This is a genomic window from Anaerobacillus alkalilacustris (genome assembly GCF_001866005.1).
Classification (GTDB): Bacteria; Bacillota; Bacilli; order Bacillales; family Anaerobacillaceae; genus Anaerobacillus; species Anaerobacillus alkalilacustris.
Map to the genome: position 1 here is coordinate 51,036 of NZ_MLQR01000043.1, position 19,113 is coordinate 70,148.

A 19,113-nucleotide genomic window follows, 5' to 3' on the forward strand; every position below is an offset into this window, starting at 1 on the left:
GGTTTTTTTCTTTTCTTTTCTTTAACTTTGAATATTAAAGGAATTAAATAGCAAAATAAAACCAACTGCAAATTAGGAGTGTTTTATATGTTTCAATGGTTGAAAAAGAAAGTGAAATTAATGTTACATAATCAGTATTCACATGGACAAACTCAGCAAAACGATAATTCTACCTCCAAAAACGAATCTGTTTCTCAAAATCAAACAAAGCCAGTTTATAAAAATGTTTATAAAAATGCTGAAGAGATGAAAAGAATTTTAGGAGAAAACGAAGGGGTCTTTAATCGCACATTTACAATTGGTAAGAAGAATGGAAAGTTTGCCTACATATTTGCAGTATCCGGAATGGTAGATACTAAAGTTATCAATGAGAATATTTTATCGCCATTAATGAATCTGGAATTACCGAATAATCCATCAGAAACAGTTCAGTTTTTAAAATATTTGAAAGAATCTGTATTGACTATTTCGGAAGTAGAGTTTGAAGAAAATCTTTTGTTAATTCCACAGATTATTTTTACTGGTAAAGTAATATTGTTTATAGATGCTGAGGAAAAAGCATTAGTTATTGATGCGCAAGCAATGGATGTGCGAGGCATTGAGCAATCGGTAAATGAATCCGTTTTAAGAGGCGCACGTGATGCTTTTAATGAGGACATTGGTACAAATTTATCCTTGGTTAGAAGGAGAATACGAGACCCTAAACTTCATTGTGAACCGATGATTATTGGAAAACAAACGCATACGAAGGTAGTCATAACGTATATTGACGGAATCGTAAATAAAGATATTTTGAATGAAGTAAAAAAAAGAATAAATAATATCCAAATCGATTCGGTACTAGAATCTGGAGTAATAGAACAATTGATAGAGGATGCTCCTTACTCACTCTTTCCTACGATAGGTAATGTAGAAAAGCCAGATACTGTTGCCGCGGAATTATTAGAAGGTAGAGTAGCTATATTTGTTGACGGAACTCCCTTTGTATTAACTGTACCTCACCTGTTAATTAATCACTTTCAAGTTGCTGAAGATTATTATTCCCGGCCCATTTATTCAAATTTCGTTCGGTTACTTAGAATTTTAAGCTTTTTTATCTCAGTTATGTTACCTGGTGTTTTTGTTGCATTTCAGTATTATCACTCAATCTTAATACCGTTCGATTTATTAATAACACTTGCAAAGGAAAGGGCAGAAGTACCGTTTCAGTTGATTGTTGAAACGATTGGTATGCTAATTGTTTTTGAAATTATTAAAGAATCGGGTTTGAGAATGCCTAAGCCGATTGGTCAAGCGGTAAGTATTGTTGGTGCACTTATTCTGGGGGAAGCTGCTGTACAAGCTGGCTTAGTTGGAATCCCGGTAGTAGTTACTATTGCAATTGTAGGGATCGCATCATTTCCAGTAAGTACACTAGGTGAAGCCATTAGTATTTTACGAATTTTATTTGTATTTGCTGGAGCGGCTTTGGGGTTATTTGGAATATTAATTCTTGGTATGGTTGTTGTCAGTCATTTAGCATCACTACGTTCCTTTGGTGTTCCATATAGTGCGCCGTTATTCCCTATTAATTTAGGTGATTTGAAGGATTCGATTATTCGTTTTCCTCTTTCTTTATTAGTACGTCGTCCATTGACATTTAAAACAGAAAATCAAACGAATCAATCGTTAGGAGGGGCTTCAGGTGAAGGGGAACGCGGAAAAAAATAATAGTAACTATAAAAATACATTTCTTTACTTAACACTCCTTTTAATACTCCCATTCATAAATGGTTGTTATGGTATTACAGAATTAGATGACCGCGTAATTGTCTCGTTAGTTGGACTAGATCAACTAGAGAATGGAAATGTAGAAGTAACAATGGGGTTAATTGATACGCGATTAATCGAACTTCAGGAGGCGGAAAGTCTACACGTCTATACGTTTGAAGGTGAGACAATTTTTGATGCTGTAAGAATGGCAATCCTAGAGATAGGGAAACAACCAATGTGGCCATATATTAAAGCTGTAGTATTTGGCCCTTCTTTTAAAGAAAACGATGTGAAACCATATTTAGATTTTTTTAATCGAAATAATGAAGTTCAACCGAACCACTTTATTGTTTTCTCAGATAAACCAGCACGAGAAATTGTTGAAATTCGTTCTGATTTAGCTAATATCCCTGCCGTTACTGTCGAGCAACAAATAGAGCATCAAGCATTAGTTTCTTACTCACCTGAAGTAAGGCTACACCATTTTACGGAAATGATGTTTTCGCAAGGTCAAGTAGGTTATGCATCAATTATAAAACGTGAGGAGGATGAGAATGTCCATAAAATTGAAGGGACTGCTCTCATTAAAGAGGGCAAGTGGATTGGTACCTTAAATCGAATGGAAACTAGGGGTGCGCTATGGGTTCAAGGTGCTGTAAAAGGTGGAATTACGGTCGTTCCATTCAAAAATGGGAAACTTTCACTTGAAATAGTCGAAGAAACCGGTGCTGCAATTACACCAATTTTAAAAGACAATAAGTTAACTGTTAAGGTTGATATACAGGCATTCGCTTCGTTAGGTGAAATGATGACAGTAATAGAAAGTGATTGTGGAGAAATAATTGCGGAAATAAACCGATCTGCTGAACAAGAAATTGTAAAGGAAATTGAAGCATCGCTAAAAAAAACGCAAGGGCTTGGAACTGATATTTATGGGATTGGTAGGATTGTTCATAGGGAGTTTCCAAAATATTGGAAGAAAAACAAAGAAAATTGGTCTGAAATTTTTTCGGATCTCCCTATTGAAATTAACGTAACTGTCGAAATGATAAAAATGGGGTTATTTAATAATTTTTAATGATACAAATTCAGCTATTTTTTCGAGCGTTTAATAAACTAACGATTCACTAATACTTGAACTATAAAATCATTTTTTCTAAGGAGAAACTATGAAGAAGACAGAAAATACTCCAATTGCCACAAGGCAAGTGTTTTTTATTACAACCTCTTTACTTGTTATCATTGGGCATTTTTTTTTAATTAAATTATTTTTAGAATGGTCAGGTAGAGATGCATGGCTCGGAATGACTATTGGATTTTTGCTAGGTTTCATTATATTTCTAGCGATGGCAAAGTTAAATGAAAAGCTTTATGGGTATACAATTGTTGAACATTTTTTTAGTTGGTGTGGTCCTTGGTTTGGTCGACTTTTGACAATACCAATCATTTTGTATTATTTTATATTATCATTAATTACCCTTTATGGTCTTAGTATTTTTATTAATTCGGTTTTTTTACGTGATCACCCTCTATGGTTAATATCAATTGTCTTTTCAGTGTCTGTTTTCTATATGGTTCATCAAGGAATCGAAGTTATTGCAAGAGTTGCGGAATGGATTATCATTATAAATATTCTTTCAGGTTTATCGATATCATTTTTATTAAGAGATAAAAAAGATTATTCTCAATTACTACCAATTTTAGAGAATGGTTTTAACCCTATCATTCCAGTAATTATATTTACAATAGCCGTTTTTGGTGAAATGCTCGTTTTGCTAATGCTAAATGTACGTAAAGAAAGTGAGAAATCTATTTCTTATATAAAAGTGTATATCATTTTGTTTATTGCAAACTTAATCATATTTCCGTCGACTGCCTCGGGACCAGTCGCTATATTTGGTGAAGAACAAGCAAAACAACTTACTTATCCAGTTGAGAGTATGGTTCGTTTAATCAGCTTCGGGTTTATTGAACGATTTGATATATACGGTTTATCGATTATGTCGGTTTCTGCCTTTTTACGAATCGCTTTGCTTCACTACGGAACAAGTCTTGCCATTTCTCAGTGGTTCAACCTGAAGGATTATCGATATGTAAACTGGTTATTAGGTGGATTGCTTTTCTATGCATCGATACGCACGTTTGATCATATCGTTGATTTCTATAATTTCCTAAGAGATTATTATTTTTACGGCATTATTTCCGTCATCTTTATCCTTTTACTATCTGTAGCAGTTATGATCTTTCCAAAGCTTACAAGTTCACAAGATATCAATGGGGAGTTCATCAATTCATCAGAAGTAAAGAAGTAAAGGTAAGAAGGTTATCCTTGAGGGGTAAACTAACTTTAGGGATAACTTTGTTACGTATTTGGATAATATAAATTCACGTATGATTGTGTAAGACAAACTGAGGCTTTTGTGATTAAGGATTTGTCGATAAGTTAAATTTTCCTTTGTTGTCACCGATAGTCACTAAAAAGGAACCAATTTCTCCAAAAAGTTATTTGAAATAATTATTAAAAGAAAACGTGTATAATTTTCACAAAATTGTCATGTTCTCCTCTACTATTTCACCATTTTCCCTATTACAATGGTATTAATGTGATGTACATCACTGAAATGATAAGAAACAGTTTCATAAAAAACAAAGAGTTATGAAACTAAGCCATTAATATGGTGTGGAGGGGGAAATTCAAATGTTTGAAATGTTAGATGTATTATTACTTTCAAGATTGCAGTTTATGTTTACTGTTATCGTTCATTATTTTTTTGTTCCATTAACAATAGGGCTCGCTTTCTTAATAGCCTGTATGGAATTTAAGTTTTGGAAGACGAAAAATCCATTATACGATAAAATGGCTCGTTTTTGGACGAAACTTTTCCTTGTTAATTTCGGAGTAGGTTTAGCAACTGGGATTACGATGGAGTTTCAATTTGGAATGAATTGGGCTGGGTATTCTCGCTTTGTCGGTGATATATTTGGAGCCCCACTTGCTGCTGAAGGGGTTTTTGCATTTTTCTTAGAGTCTACGTTTATTGGACTACTCGTTTTCGGTCGAGATAAAATTTCAAGAGGTATGCGTTTATTTGCAGCAATTATGGTATCTTTAGGAACAACTCTTTCATCATTTTGGATTATTGCTGCTAATTCATGGCAGCATACACCAGCTGGATTTATCATTAACGAAGAAATGAATCGTGCGGAGATGGTGAGTTTTGTAGAGGCTGTTTTTAATCCATCTACAATGGTCAGGTTTTTCCATGTGATTTTTGGGGCATACATATTAACAGGTTTCTTTGTTATTGCGATTAGCGCTTATTATCTGTTAAAAAAGAGAAATATCCCACTTGCAAAAAAATCAATGAAATATGGAGTCGTATTCGGATTAATATTCTCAATTTTACAAGCGTACTCTGGACACTCTCACTCAGTTTTAGTCTCACAGACTCAACCTGAGAAACTTGCAGCGTATGAAGCTCACTGGGAAACTGAGGAGAATGCATCATTACTTCTTTTTGCAATACCAGACTATGAAAATGAAACAAATAAGTTCGAGATCGGAATTCCAGGACTATTAAGTTATTTAACTTATGGCGATCGTACTACACCTGTTTTAGGTTTGAAAGAATTTCCAGAGGATGAGCGTCCGTCTGTTTTAGGAAACTTTATTTCTTTTCGTGTGATGATTGGTTTAGGCCTTGTCTTTATTTTCTGGACCGTGTACTTAGCATTCCAGATGAGAAGAGGGAAGCTTTATGAAAATCATTTTGCACTAAAAACATCACTGTTATTACTACCTACTCCTTATATTGCAAATACAGCTGGTTGGATCGTTGCTGAATGGGGTAGACAGCCTTGGATTGTCTATGGTGTTCTTAGGACAGCTGATGGTGTTTCACAGTTATCAGCATTAGAATTAGTAATCTCATTAGTATTTTTCATTGGTATTTATTCATTTTTGATGTATTTAATGGTATATCTAATGGTTAAAGAAGTGAAGAAGTTTAACATGGATACAGCGTTTACTGATAAGAAAACGAGCACAGATAGGGAGGTTACAGCATAATGGATTTAAATATTATATGGTTTATCCTATTAGGGGTACTAATTGTAGGTTATGCAATATTAGACGGCTTTGATCTAGGGATAGGCACGTTGTTTTACACATTAGGTAAAACGAAAGAAGAGAAGAAAACGTTAATTAATTCCATTGGACCTGTTTGGGATGGCAATGAAGTTTGGTTATTAACAGCTGGTGGTGCACTTTTTGCAGCATTTCCTTTCGTTTATGCAACGGTATTTAGTGGCTTTTATTTAGCGATGTTACTCGTTTTGTTCGGCTTAATTTTTAGAGCAATAGCTGTAGAATATTATTTTAAGACAGAAGATGACCCAAAGATGCAAAGTTTAATGGGGAAATTGTTTTTCACGGGAAGCACTCTCCCAGCTCTTTTATTTGGAGTGGCAATGGGAAATATTGTTGTAGGAATTCCAATGGATAGTATGCAAAACTATTCAGGAAACTTTTTTCACCTACTTAACCCTTATTCCCTTCTATTAGGGATTGTTGGACTCGTTGGATTTTTGTTACAAGGTTCGAGCTATACGATTTTAAAAACAGAAGGCGTTATTCAACAACGAGCAATTCGTTTAACGAAATTATTTAGCATCCTGATTATTGTGCTTTGGATTGTTGGAACGTTAACTGCTCAAATTTATGCACCGCATATGTACACGAACTACTTTAATCAGCCGGTATTGTTTTTGATACCAGTGGCTACGGTTACATGTTTAATTGCGATCCCAATTTTACTAAAGTTAGGTCATTACGGTAAGTTATTTATTGCAACATCTTTGGTCATAGCAACAAAGATTGCGACGTTAGCAGGTGGAATGTTTCCAAATTTAGTGTTTTCCTCAAATGTTGCTCCGAATTTAACGATTTATAATGCCTCTTCAACGGAGTTAACGTTAAAAGTAATGTTTATTATTGCTCTTATCGGGATGCCGCTGGTATTATTATATACGATTTATGTTTATTACGTATTTCGTGGGAAAGCGACGTCTGAGCGTCACGGGTATTAAACAATGATGAATAAACGTTTAAACGAGGAGGCAAAAGTCAAGGGAAAGATTTTTGTCTTTCTCCTTGTCTTTGCGACAATAGGTGGAGCTTTAGCAATTAGTCAAGCAATTTTAATTGCAACTATCGTTGATCAAGTATTCTTAAAAGAAAAGGGGCTAAGCGATGTTACACTTTTGCTTTTCATCCTGCTCCTAGTCTTTTTGAGTCGTAGTTTACTTTCTTATATAACAACTGGATTCGGTGTAAAGGTTGCAACGTTTGTAAAAACAAATATTAGAAAGAGGCTAATGAATAAACTTGCTAAATCAGAAGCAAGCCATTTGTATAAAGAAAAAACAGGTAAACGCGTTAGTGTACTAACAGACGCAGTAGACCAATTAGATGCATATTATACAAGTTTTTTACCACAAGTTATTCAAGCTGGCGTGATTCCACTAATGATTTTAGTAGCTGTTTTCACGAAAAATATTTATTCTGGGCTTATTATGCTTATAACAGCTCCATTAATTCCGTTTTTTATGATTATTATTGGAAGTATGACAGAAAAGAAATCCCGTGAACAAATGGACAGTATGCTAAAGTTCTCAGGGCATTTCTTAGATGTTCTTCAAGGCCTTCCGATCTTAAAAGTTTTCGGACAAAGCCAAAAGCAACGCAGTGAAATTGTAACAATGAGTAATCAGTTTCGTGATACAACAATGGAAGTATTAAAAATAGCATTTATTTCGTCATTAATGCTTGAAGTATTAGCGACAATAGCTACAGCTATGATTGCAGTTGAAGTTGGGATGCGCCTTCTGTTTGGCTACATTACATTTCATACAGCTTTTTTTGTGTTACTATTGGCACCAGAACTTTATATGCCACTTAAAAATTTAGGTTCTAGTTTTCATTCAGGGAAAAATAGTATTGCAGCCGCGGAGACTATCTGGGAAGTATTAGACGAAGAAGAAAACAGCCCGGTTTGGGGCGAAAAAAGACTAGAAAATACAAATCGTCTATTAGTGAATGTTGAAAATGTTTCGTTTCAGTATACCGAAGAAATAGCTACTTTGAAGAATGTTAATGTATCAATTGAAGCTGGTCAAAGAGTAGCATTTGTAGGTAGAAGTGGGTCAGGGAAAACAACTCTATTAAAAATCATCCTAGGGATGCTACCACCTTCAGAAGGAAATGTCAGTGTTAATGGGATGCCACTAACTGAGGTTGAAGAAGAAGAGTGGCTTAGTCATATCGCATATGTTTCACAAGAACCTTATCTGTTTTCAGGAACTATACTACAAAATATTCGAATGGGTAATGAAAAGGCAGATGTAGATCAGGTTTTCTTGGCGGCTAAAGAAGCTGGTGTTGACAGATTTGTAAATGAACTTCCAAATGGGTATGATACTCATCTTGGTGAAGCTGGACTTGGTCTTTCAGGTGGAGAAAAACAACGGGTAGCATTGGCAAGAGCATTTTTGAAAGACGCAAAATTGGTTCTATTAGATGAACCTACAGCAGGATTAGATCTTGAAACTGAGTATTATTTACAAAATGCAATAGATAAACTTTGTAAAAAAGCAACGGTTATCACGGTTGCTCACCGCTTACAAACGATCATCGCTGCTGATAAAATCGTGCTTTTTTCAAATGGTGAAGTTGCTGCAATTGGCACTCACGAGCAACTTCAAACAGAAAATGAACTATATAATAAATTAGTTTCTGTCTATCGAGGTGAAGATAAGTGAAAGAACTTTTTACATTAACAAAAGTCATGATATCAGAAAAAAAGGCGATTTTACTGGCTATATTACTTGGGTTTCTAGCAGCTATTTCATCGGTAGGACTACTTGGTACTGGAGGATACTTAATTTCTCAATCAGCCCTTCACCCACCTCTTTATACATTAACGTTAACAATCCTGTTTGTACGTTTTTTTGGTCTTTCAAGAGCTGCAAGTCGGTATGCAGAACGCTATTTCTCCCATAAAGCAACGTTTTCTATTTTAGGAAAATTAAGAGTTTATTTTTACGATAAAATTGAACCACTAGCACCTGCATTATTTTCTTCGTATCGAAGTGGTGATTTACTTTCAAGAGTAGTTGCGGATGTAGAACGACTTCAATATTTCTTTTTACGAGTGTTTTACCCTCCGTTAGTCATGATTGTTGTATTTATTACGACTGGAATTGTCATTTATACCTTTTCTATATTTATGGCATTCGTATTACTAATTGGTTTAGTAATTGTAGGTTTTGTGATTCCTTTTATTTTTACGTATTTAACTGAAAACATCGGATACCATTTACGCCAAAAACGTTCTTTAATCTCAGTTCAAATAACAGAGTTTTTATTTGGATTTACAGACTTAAGAACAAACCTACGCCTAAAGGGTAAACAAAGTGATATTGACAGTACATCTAAGGAGTTAATTGAGGAGCAAGAAAAAGATGGAATGTTAGCTGCTAAAGGGGAAAGCATTAGCTTGTCGGCATCTTTTATTATAGCTTGGGTTATGTTGGTAGTAGGAGTTATCTTCGTTGAGGCTGGGGTACTAAATGGTGTTTTTTTAGCCATGCTAGTGCTTATGACCCTAACCGTTTTTGAGGTGGCAACACCGATGGCGGTTATTCCAGGTCATCTTGAGGAAAGTAGGGTAGCTGCTCGTAGACTATTTCAATTAACAAAACATCAAACGGTTGTAGAGGAAGATTTCTCTACTATTGAAGTTCCTACAACACCTGTAAAAATTACTTTTTCCGATGTCGCTTTTTCATATCCGAATGCAGAGCGGCTCGCATTGAATAAAATAACGTTTGAATTGGAAGCCAAAGAGAAAATTGCAATTGTAGGTGCAAGTGGCTCTGGAAAAAGTAGTGTACTTAATTTACTATTAAAGTTTTATAAAAAGTTTGATGGAGATATATCGTTAGGAAATTTTCAATTGAAAAATATTTCTGAAGAAGATGCCCGTAGTTTTTTTGGGGTTGTTGCTCAAGAAAACCACTTTTTTAACGATACTGTTCGTGGAAATTTATTAGTAGCAAAGCCCGATGCATCAGACGAAGAACTACAATTTGTTTTAAATGAAATGTCTTTACAACATTTACAATTAGACACAGTCTTAAGTGAAAGAGGCTTTTCTATTTCCGGTGGAGAACGGCAACGATTAGCAATTGCTAGAATGGTATTAAAGGATGCTCCGATTTTATTAATGGATGAACCGACTACTGGACTAGATTCGATAACTGAACAAGAAGTTCTATCTTTTTTATGGCCGAAAGTTGAAGGTAAATCAGTAATATACATTACTCATCGACTAGTAGGACTTGAAAAAATGGATAAAATTATCGTATTTGATAAAAGTAAGATTGTAGAAGAAGGTACTTACGAACAATTAATGAAAAAGAAAAGGTATTTTTATCAATTAAAGCAGCTAGAAAAAGAAAAAATCGGTTAAAAGGCAACAGATAACAAGATCTTTATTCATTCTTATTTAAAATGATGAGGAAAGTTTTTGTTAGTTATGATATATTCTTGTTATTAATTATTTACGAGAGAGGAAAGATTATGGGAAAAGTTAAGTTAATTGCAACCGCTGCTATGGGACTTGAGGCTCTAGTAGCTAGAGAAGTAAAAGATTTAGGGTATGAAAATGTTAAAGTCGATAATGGGAAAATCATTATTGAAGCTGATGAAAAAGCGATTTGTCGGACAAATTTGTGGTTAAGGACAGCTGATAGAGTCAAGTTAGTTGTTGGTGAGTTTAAGGCAACTACTTTTGATGAACTTTTTGAAAAAACAAAAGCATTGCCATGGGGGAATTTTATACCTGAGAACGGAGAGTTCCCGGTTATTGGTAAATCTGTTAAATCGACACTTTTTAGTGTGTCTGACTGTCAAGCAATTGTTAAAAAGGCGGTTGTTGAGAGTTTGAAAAAAACGTATAAACGTGCTTGGTTTGACGAGGACGGTCCATTATATCGGATAGAGGTTGCGTTATTAAAAGATATTGCTACTATAACAATTGATACAAGTGGTAGTGGATTACATAAACGTGGTTATCGTTATTTACATAGTGAAGCACCTTTAAAAGAAACAATGGCTGCAGCAATGATTATGCTTACCAATTGGCATCCAGACCGTCCATTTGCGGATCCGTTTTGTGGATCGGGTACACTTGCGATTGAAGCAGCTATGATCGGTCAAAATATGGCTCCTGGCTTTAATCGTGATTTTGCCTCCCAAAAATGGGAGTGGGTTGGAAAAGGTAACTGGGATCAAGCAATGGAAGAAGTAGAAGATTTGGCAAGATATGATCAACCATTACAAATTTTTGGTAGCGATATTGACCATAAGATGGTTGAGCTTTCTATTAATAATGCACAAGAAGCAGGCTTTGGAGATCTTCTCCATTTCAAACAAATGCAAGTGAAAGATTTTACTACAAAGCTAGAGTATGGTTGTATCATAGGGAATCCACCGTATGGAGAACGAATTGGTGAAATTAAGGAAGTAGAACAAATGTACCGTGATATGGGGAAAGCTTTTGAAAAGCTAGATACGTGGTCAGTATACATGCTTACATCACACGAAGGTTTTGAAGAGTTATACGGTAAAAAAGCATCAAAGAAACGCAAACTTTACAATGGTAATATCAAAACTGATTATTACCAATACTTTGGCCCAAGACCACCGAGGAATAAATAACTGCAACTACAAGTATTTTTAATATTTGAGTGTTAACAGAAGACGGCGTTTTTATTACAACGTAAGAATGCATGAAATTTCTAACTTGGAAACTGTCTAGCGCAAGCAGCCTACGAGCTCGGTCACTTCAGTCAAGCAACGGACTTCAATTACTGCTTGAGATCCTTCGTCGATTAGCTTCATGCAGCTTTGCTTCTGCGATTACTCGTCGCACAAAACACTGCTTCGAGGAAGTTTGCTACGAAGCTATGCTAGAAGACGCAGAAGCACGTAAACGGAAGAAGCCAAAGAGCGTCTTCCGAAAAGGCCTTTAAGTGCCTTTCGCTCGTGAACAAGGCGCTTGCGCTTTTCTTATGGGAAGGTATGCTATGGATAAGAATAAGATGTTCAACAGGTACGGATATGGGACAGACCATGTATATTATGAAGAATTTGGAGGGAGCAATGATCGTTCTCATTGCTTTGTTGGATATGTTAAGTGTAAATTAGTAAATACTCAACGTGGATCATTGCTCATACCAGATTTGATTTTTCTAGATCAAAAAAATAAATATTTTAAATGGATCCAACCATTAACCTTTTTTCCTAGTGAAATATTCTTGTCCAAACAAAACATTCAATGTTCGATTACGTTGGATATCTCTTGTAAAAAAACGATTGAAATTAAGTTCACTAATAAAGACTTTATTAAATTTTTTAAAGACCATTCGGAATTTTATCAATGTGAAATTTACGGCCCAGAGAACCTCCTTGATTATGTAACAGGAATAGGTTATTTTGTTAATAAACTTGATCCATATTTACGTCTATACCATCACACTTCAGCAGAAGCTAAAAATAGTATTTTAAAACACGGTTATTTTGATGATAGTAAAGGGAATTTTGCTGGTACTAAAGAATTAGAGAGAGTAGGATATTTGTATTTAACGTGCTTAGATACAATTATAAATGAAGCTGATTTAAATCAAATTGCTATGTCTAAAAAAAAATTTATTTTATTACAATCAGATGATAAAATAAATAAAAGAAAGCTACACGTACTTTATAGGCAAACGAAGCAATTAGAAGAAACTATTGTTATACAGGTAAGTGTAGAGGCGATTTCTCCTCACCACATACATCGGCATTTAGACGATTGTGTATTTTATTCAATCTGCACACCTTTTATCTTTCGTGTTGGTGTAAGACCTGGGGCCGGTATTGGGTTTCGAGAAAAACGGCTTATTAACAAAAATATACGGGCTGCTGATTATATTGTTGTGGGAGATGGCACTTCGGCAGAAGGATTAGTTGCTCCATATGACGAAGAAAATACTGATTATATTTATAAGATTGAAAAAATAAGGGGAGCTGGGTACCCAAATTCTTTAGTTTATTTAATTGAGAATTAGTAAAGTCATACCTTTAGGTAAGGATGAATAAAATATTATTAATATGTATAACCTATCTAAGAAAAATGTAAAGGGTGGGATGGTATATATGTCTGAACCGTTCAATGATATAAGACAAGTAGAAATGGCTATTAAAGCTGCACAACGAATGGTTGGTCAAGCAACGATGAGTATGGATGAGGATCAACTAAAGGCCGCGACTAATGCACTAAGTCAAGCAAAAAAGCAATATAAAAATGCTTTTGCCCATGCAACTGGTGTAGATGATGAATTCTTTGAATTTTCTTCTGAACTCATTGAAAGGCTTGATCATCAATTAACAGAAGCTAAAGACGAATAGTATATTTCGAGGTGTGTCTAACTAAATGGCACACCTCCTTTTAATTTAGTTAGAATTTGTACAATTTTATTGACAAATAATAAATGATAAACATATGATGAAGTTTGGTGATTATGTCCGAAGTTAAATTTAATTAGTAAGAAACAATTATTTTAAGCAGGGGGAAATTATGCAATCGTTTGAAAAATTACCTTTTACATATGATCGAAAAAAGTCATTTATTGACCAGTTAGGCGATTGGGTAGGGGACGTATTTTATGATATTTTACCTGAAGCAGGTTTTGAAATACGAGACGAACAAATTTTTATGGCTTATCAACTGGAACGTTCCTTTGCTGAAAAGAAGGTAATCTTTGCAGAAGCTGGGGTAGGAACTGGTAAGACAATTGCCTATTTACTTTATGCAATTTGTTACGCAAGATACGTTGGAAAACCAGCAATCATAGCCTGTGCTGATGAAGCACTTATCGAACAACTTGTTAAGCCAGAAGGTGATATTGCAAAGTTATCTAAAGTATTAAATTTAAACATTGATGTACGTTTAGCAAAAGCTCAAAGTCAATATCTTTGTGTGCAAAAGTTAGAAAAACTGAGAGATACAGATGAAAATCCTGATGTTTATGAAGATGTGTATCAGTCGGTTCCTTCTTTTGTGTATAACAACGCACCAATGCAAGAATTTCATTTTTACGGCGATCGAAAAACGTACTCAAAACTGGATAATGAAACTTGGGGAAAAATAAACTGGGATGCCTTCCAAGATTGTTCTGTTTGCGAGAAACGTCATCGTTGTGGCATGACATTAACAAGGGAACATTATCGAAAAGCGACAGACCTAATTGTTTGTTCTCAAGATTTTTATATGGAGCACATTTGGACACAAGAATCGAGAAAAAGAAAAGGGCAATTACCATTTTTACCTGAGGCTAGTAGTATTGTTTTTGATGAAGGGCATTTATTGGAAATTGCTGCTCAAAAAGCACTAGCTTACTATATTCGTCATGACCTTTTAGAAGAAATATTGGAACGACTATTAGAGAATGATGTCCGTGAAGAGGTTGCTGTTTATATAGATGAAATTATTTCGCAAAGTTTGCATTTGTTTACAATCATTAATAAAAATAGTAGTCATGTAAAAGGTTCTGATCGCCATGATCTTGAAGTCACTTCTCAAGTGATCAATGAAATTAAGGAATTTAAACGGCTTTTAACAGCTTTAGAAGATGCCTTAGTATTTGAGAGTGAGTTATACACTATTGAGGATTACCAATTAAAAATTGTTGAAGAGCATATAGAGATGCTTCAATATGCATTATCGCTTTTAGAGGAAAAAACAAATGTAGTTACTTGGGTTACAAAAGAAGAGGGAGTGACAACATTAGTTATCATGCCTAATTTAGTAGAAGATGTTCTACGAGAAAAGGTATTTTCAAAAAAACTCCCAATGATTTTTTCCTCTGCAACTTTATCAACAAATGGTAATTTTCATTATATAGCTGGAAGTCTTGGGATTAAGGATTATTTGTCTTTCACAGTTGAATCACCGTTTGATTACAAAAATCATATGAAAGTTTTTATTCCTAATATTGAACAGACCCAAAAAGTTAACTCAGTAATTGAAGTTATTGAAAAGTCAGAGGGAAGAGCACTATTATTGTTTAATACTGAAGATGAATTACTAGCATTTAAGGAAATTGCAAAAACTGATGAACGGTTAGAGAATTATCAGTTTTTATTCGAAGGCGATCAAGAGTTAAGTAGTCTCGTTCAAATATTTCAAAACCTTGAGAATACGTGTCTTTGTGCAATACATTTATGGGAAGGCTTAGATGTTCCTGGCCCATCACTTTCAAGTGTAATTATTTGGTCATTACCGTTTCCACCTAACGACCCTGTATTTAATGGTAAGCGTAAGAATGTTAATAATCCTTATAATGATGTTGATCTTCCGCATATGTTACTTCGGTTGCGACAAGGTATTGGACGTTTAATTCGAACAAGCACCGACGGAGGAATAGTAGCTATTGTTGATCATCGTTTATCAAAAGATAAGGATTTGTTAGAAGTGGTGAAGTCTACTTTTCCTATAGAAGTAGAGGTTAATTCAACTTTAGGTAATTAACTCTATTCCAATAGTTACAAATATTCATTCCTATGATATACTACTATTAAACATGTAAGATAAATAAGGGATAACTGTGCTGCTACTTATGGACTTGAGTAGTAGCACTTCTTTATAAATTTTAATGAGTTTTATTATTTATTATTCTTGCCACTAAGATAATATATTTGTTTTTACTACATAAGTTTGGTGTTGCAGGATTAATGGAAGTGGGAAATTGACCTAAATAAAACGCCCTTGTAACTTAATTTATTACGAAGGAGTAGGGGGGACAAATAAATGGCAAATAAGCGTTTAAATGATCAGTTAGGACGCCCGCTTCGTGATTTGAGAATATCAGTAACTGATCGTTGCAATTTTCGATGTAGTTATTGTATGCCTTCAGAAATCTTTGATAAAAATTTTATGTTTTTACCGAGAAATGAAGTTCTTTCATTTGAGGAAATTACAAAACTTTCTACATTATTTGTAGAAGGTGCTGGCATTGAGAAAATACGAATTACAGGTGGAGAGCCGTTAGTTCGAAAAGATCTTGTCAAGTTAATTCGTATGCTTTCTAAGATTGAAGGTATTAAAGATATTGCAATGACGACAAATGGTGCACTTTTAAAAAAACATGCTTTAGAACTTAAGGGTGCTGGCTTGCAGCGTGTTACGGTTAGTTTAGATAGTCTAAACGATGAACGTTTTCGTAAGATTAATGGACGAAACGTTGGTGTAAATCAAATTCTTGAAGGGATTGAGGCTGCAAAGAATGTTGGTCTTCAAATTAAGATTAATATGGTTGTCCAACGTGGCTTAAATCACGAGGATATAGTTCCGATGGTTCGTTATTTTAAAGATACAGATATTATTTTACGTTTTATTGAATTCATGGATGTTGGTAACTCAAACGGCTGGAAATTAGACCAAGTCGTTTCAAAAAAAGAGATTTTTGATCGTATCAATAAGGAGTTTCCAATTGAACCTATTAAACCGAATTATGAAGGGGAAGTAGCGACTAGATTCGGTTTTAAAGATAATGATAATGAAATTGGAATTATTTCTTCTGTTACTGATGCTTTTTGTTCAAACTGTCAAAGAGCTAGACTCTCTGCAGACGGTAAACTAGTTACTTGTTTGTTTGCTTCAGAGGGCCATGATTTGAGAGATCTTTTACGTTCAGGTGCAAGTGATGATCAATTACTGGAACGGATTGCTAGTATATGGACTGCTAGAACTGATCGGTATTCTGAAGAGCGTCTACTTCATACGGATAAAAAACAAATTCGTAAAATTGAAATGTCACATATTGGTGGATAAAAAATGAAACCCGAGTTTATAGATAAACTCGGGTTTTTCTCAAATAATCAGAATTTATAAATTTCTAACTTGGAAACTGTCTAGCTCCAGGCGCCATCGGCTCGATCACTTCAGTCAAGCTACTGACTTCAATAACTACATGAATAACGTCTCTGAATAGCTTCATGCAGCTTTGCTTCGAGGAAGCTTACTACGAAGCAATACTAGAAGACGAAGAAGCACGTAGCAAGCCAAAGAGCGGCTTCTGTCAAAGGCCTTCCAGTGCCTTTCGCTCGTGACCAAGGCGCTTGCGCTTTTCTTGTATATTGAAATTGTATTGACGTTTAGCTGTTGTTGGTAATCAAGGTACATGCACGTTTCTTTTTATTAATTTGAGTTTGGATTTTCTACATCTTTCAAGTTTGGATTATCAAAAGTTACATAATTGAGATCTTCGTCAAAATCGATTACCATACCATTTAAATACCAAAAATCTTCTTCCTCAACGAAGAATCTTATCCCACTTTCTTTTGTAATAAATGACTTTTCTGAAGGTTCATCCTTTGTTACACCGACTGAAAATCCACCAGAACCACAGCCACCTACACGAACGTATAATCTTAACGCATCGCCTGCTACTAGATCCATTTCTTTTTTATATAATTCTACAGCTTTTTCACTAATTCTCATTTCCATATTAACTGGCCTCCTCACTATTTATCCGTTTTCTTTATATCATATTAACTATTTTTTTCAAAATGATATGTTTGTAAAAATTTTTAATGAAAATAGTTTAATTTGTATAAAATATTTAGGATATAGAAGGTATGACAAAACAAGTATCGAATTTAACATACTGCAAGTGAAGAAAGGAAGTGTAATAATGTTTAGAAATATTTCTGAAATTGAAAAATCATTTATTAATTATGTAAAAACAATGTCAAGCTATAATGAAGCTATTTCCTTAATGTATTGGGATTTACGTACAGGTGCACCTAAAAAAGGGGTAGAACAACGCTCAGAAACAATAGGTACCCTATCAACAGATGTATTTAATATGAGTGTATCAGAGGAAATGGGAGAATATTTACAAGCACTATCTAATCCTGAAGCTAAAGGTGAAATTTCGGATATAACCAAAAAATTAGTAGAAGAGTGTAAGAGGGATTATGAAAAAAACAAGAAGATCCCACCTGAAGAGTATAAAGAGTTTATTATACTAACATCAAAAGCAGAAACTATATGGGAAGAAGCGAAGGAGAAAGCTGATTTTGATAGTTTTGCTCCGTACTTAGAAAAAATAGTAGCTTATTTAAGAAAATATGTTGAACGAATTGGCTATGAAGGTAACAAATATAATGCGCTTTTAGATGACTATGAGCCTGGGATTACTGTTGAAGTATTGGACCGTGTCTTTGGCGAGTTAAGGGAAAAGCTAGTTCCTTTGGTTAAAGCTGTTACTGAATCTCCTAAGCAGCCTGATACTGATTTCTTGTTTGAGCACTTTCCTAAAGAAAAACAACAATGTTTTAGTTCTGAGTTATTAAGACAGTTACAATATGATTTTGAAGCGGGGCGTTTAGACACGACGGTTCATCCATTTGCAATTGCGATTAATCGTAATGATGTTCGTGTAACAACCAAATATGATGAGAAGGATTTTCGAACTGCCATTTTCGGTACGATTCATGAATGTGGCCATGCACTTTATGAGCAAAATATTTCAGAAGACTTAATTGGTACCCCTCTTTGTGATGGTACATCAATGGGAATTCACGAATCTCAATCATTGTTTTGTGAAAATTTTGTAGGGCGTAATTTTTCTTTTTGGAAGAAAAATTATCAATTGCTTAAAGAATATAGTGGTGAACAATTTGAAGATGTCAGCCTAGAGGATTATTACAAAGCAATTAATGTAGCTGGTCCATCACCTATCCGTATTGAAGCAGATGAAATGACTTATTCACTTCATATTATTTTACGATATGAAATAGAAAAAGCTCTAATTAATGGTGAAATTGAAGTGAAAGATTTACCAGAAATCTGGAATGAAAAAATGGAAGAATACTTAGGAATTCGCCCATTACACGATGGTGAAGGTGTTCTTCAAGATGTACACTGGGCTGGTGGGAGTTTCGGTTATTTTCCATCGTACGCATTAGGTTATATTTATTCAGCTCAAATGAAAAATGAAATGGATAAGGATATAACAAACTTTGATCAATTACTAGAAGAAGGAAATTTTACACCGATTAAACAATGGTTGATAACCAATATTCATCAGTATGGTAAGATGAAACAGCCTTTAGAAATCATTAAAGATATTACTGGTGAAGGCTTAGAGCCAAAATATTTAATTTCATACTTAGAAGAGAAGTATAAGGAAATCTACGAGTTATAATGTGTAAAAAGGGAGCAGTAGCGCTAATATTTGTGCTGCTTCTTT

The 19,113-nt window shown here is 34.5% G+C and carries 14 protein-coding genes; 13 read left to right on the forward strand and 1 reads right to left on the reverse strand.

The annotated features are described in order from the left end of the window. Nucleotides 1-87 precede the first annotated feature (87 nt). The 12 genes from BKP37_RS16230 (at nucleotide 88) to moaA (ending at nucleotide 16,688) form a co-directional block, all read left to right on the forward strand. Nucleotides 88-1,710, forward strand: coding sequence for a spore germination protein (locus BKP37_RS16230; protein WP_071310669.1), 1,623 nt, complete (start codon nucleotides 88-90; stop codon nucleotides 1,708-1,710). Further along, a complete protein-coding gene (locus tag BKP37_RS16235) occupies nucleotides 1,685-2,830 on the forward strand; it encodes a Ger(x)C family spore germination protein (protein WP_071310670.1) in 1,146 nt (381 codons plus the stop codon). Before BKP37_RS16230 ends, BKP37_RS16235 begins: the two co-directional genes overlap by 26 nt. Nucleotides 2,831-2,921: 91 nt before the next feature. Beyond that, entirely contained in the window at nucleotides 2,922-4,064 is a 1,143-nt protein-coding gene (locus BKP37_RS16240; RefSeq protein ID WP_071310671.1) for a GerAB/ArcD/ProY family transporter, read from the forward strand. Between the two features lie 386 nt (nucleotides 4,065-4,450). Continuing rightward, the gene (locus BKP37_RS16245) at nucleotides 4,451-5,821 is read left to right on the forward strand and encodes a cytochrome ubiquinol oxidase subunit I (RefSeq protein WP_245712549.1); all 1,371 of its coding nucleotides are present in this window, start codon (nucleotides 4,451-4,453) and stop codon (nucleotides 5,819-5,821) included. Continuing rightward, nucleotides 5,821-6,840, forward strand: coding sequence for a cytochrome d ubiquinol oxidase subunit II (cydB, locus tag BKP37_RS16250; RefSeq protein WP_071310672.1), 1,020 nt, complete (start codon nucleotides 5,821-5,823; stop codon nucleotides 6,838-6,840). The genes BKP37_RS16245 and cydB overlap by 1 nt, the downstream gene beginning before the upstream one ends. Before the next feature lie 3 nt (nucleotides 6,841-6,843). Next, the gene (gene cydD / locus BKP37_RS16255) at nucleotides 6,844-8,571 is read left to right on the forward strand and encodes a thiol reductant ABC exporter subunit CydD (RefSeq protein ID WP_084034801.1); all 1,728 of its coding nucleotides are present in this window, start codon (nucleotides 6,844-6,846) and stop codon (nucleotides 8,569-8,571) included. After that, complete coding sequence (cydC, locus tag BKP37_RS16260) at nucleotides 8,568-10,283, forward strand: thiol reductant ABC exporter subunit CydC (RefSeq protein ID WP_071310673.1); 1,716 nt, start codon at nucleotides 8,568-8,570, stop codon at nucleotides 10,281-10,283. The genes cydD and cydC overlap by 4 nt, the downstream gene beginning before the upstream one ends. A 110-nt stretch (nucleotides 10,284-10,393) precedes the next feature. Further along, a complete protein-coding gene (locus tag BKP37_RS16265; RefSeq protein ID WP_071310674.1) occupies nucleotides 10,394-11,533 on the forward strand; it encodes a THUMP domain-containing class I SAM-dependent RNA methyltransferase in 1,140 nt (379 codons plus the stop codon). Nucleotides 11,534-11,901: 368 nt separating this feature from the next. Beyond that, on the forward strand, nucleotides 11,902-12,924 hold the full coding sequence (locus tag BKP37_RS16270) for a hypothetical protein (protein ID WP_071310675.1): 1,023 nt from the start codon (nucleotides 11,902-11,904) through the stop codon (nucleotides 12,922-12,924). An 88-nt stretch (nucleotides 12,925-13,012) separates the two neighbouring features. Further along, complete coding sequence (locus tag BKP37_RS16275) at nucleotides 13,013-13,264, forward strand: DUF2564 family protein (protein ID WP_084034803.1); 252 nt, start codon at nucleotides 13,013-13,015, stop codon at nucleotides 13,262-13,264. A gap of 169 nt (nucleotides 13,265-13,433) precedes the next feature. Next, nucleotides 13,434-15,386, forward strand: a complete 1,953-nt coding sequence (locus tag BKP37_RS16280; protein WP_071310676.1) for an ATP-dependent DNA helicase — start codon at nucleotides 13,434-13,436, stop codon at nucleotides 15,384-15,386. 279 nt (nucleotides 15,387-15,665) lie between these two features. Next, nucleotides 15,666-16,688 (forward strand): GTP 3',8-cyclase MoaA, encoded by a 1,023-nt coding sequence (moaA, locus tag BKP37_RS16285; protein WP_071310677.1) that lies wholly within the window; start codon nucleotides 15,666-15,668, stop codon nucleotides 16,686-16,688. A gap of 366 nt (nucleotides 16,689-17,054) precedes the next feature. Here the strand turns inward: moaA and BKP37_RS16290 are convergent, their stop codons facing one another. Then, complete coding sequence (locus BKP37_RS16290) at nucleotides 17,055-17,363, reverse strand: HesB/YadR/YfhF family protein (protein ID WP_071310678.1); 309 nt, start codon at nucleotides 17,361-17,363, stop codon at nucleotides 17,055-17,057. 187 nt (nucleotides 17,364-17,550) lie between these two features. Between BKP37_RS16290 and BKP37_RS16295 the strand changes: the two genes are divergently transcribed. Next, nucleotides 17,551-19,068, forward strand: coding sequence for a carboxypeptidase M32 (locus tag BKP37_RS16295; RefSeq protein WP_071310679.1), 1,518 nt, complete (start codon nucleotides 17,551-17,553; stop codon nucleotides 19,066-19,068). The last annotated feature ends 45 nt before the right edge of the window (nucleotides 19,069-19,113 follow it).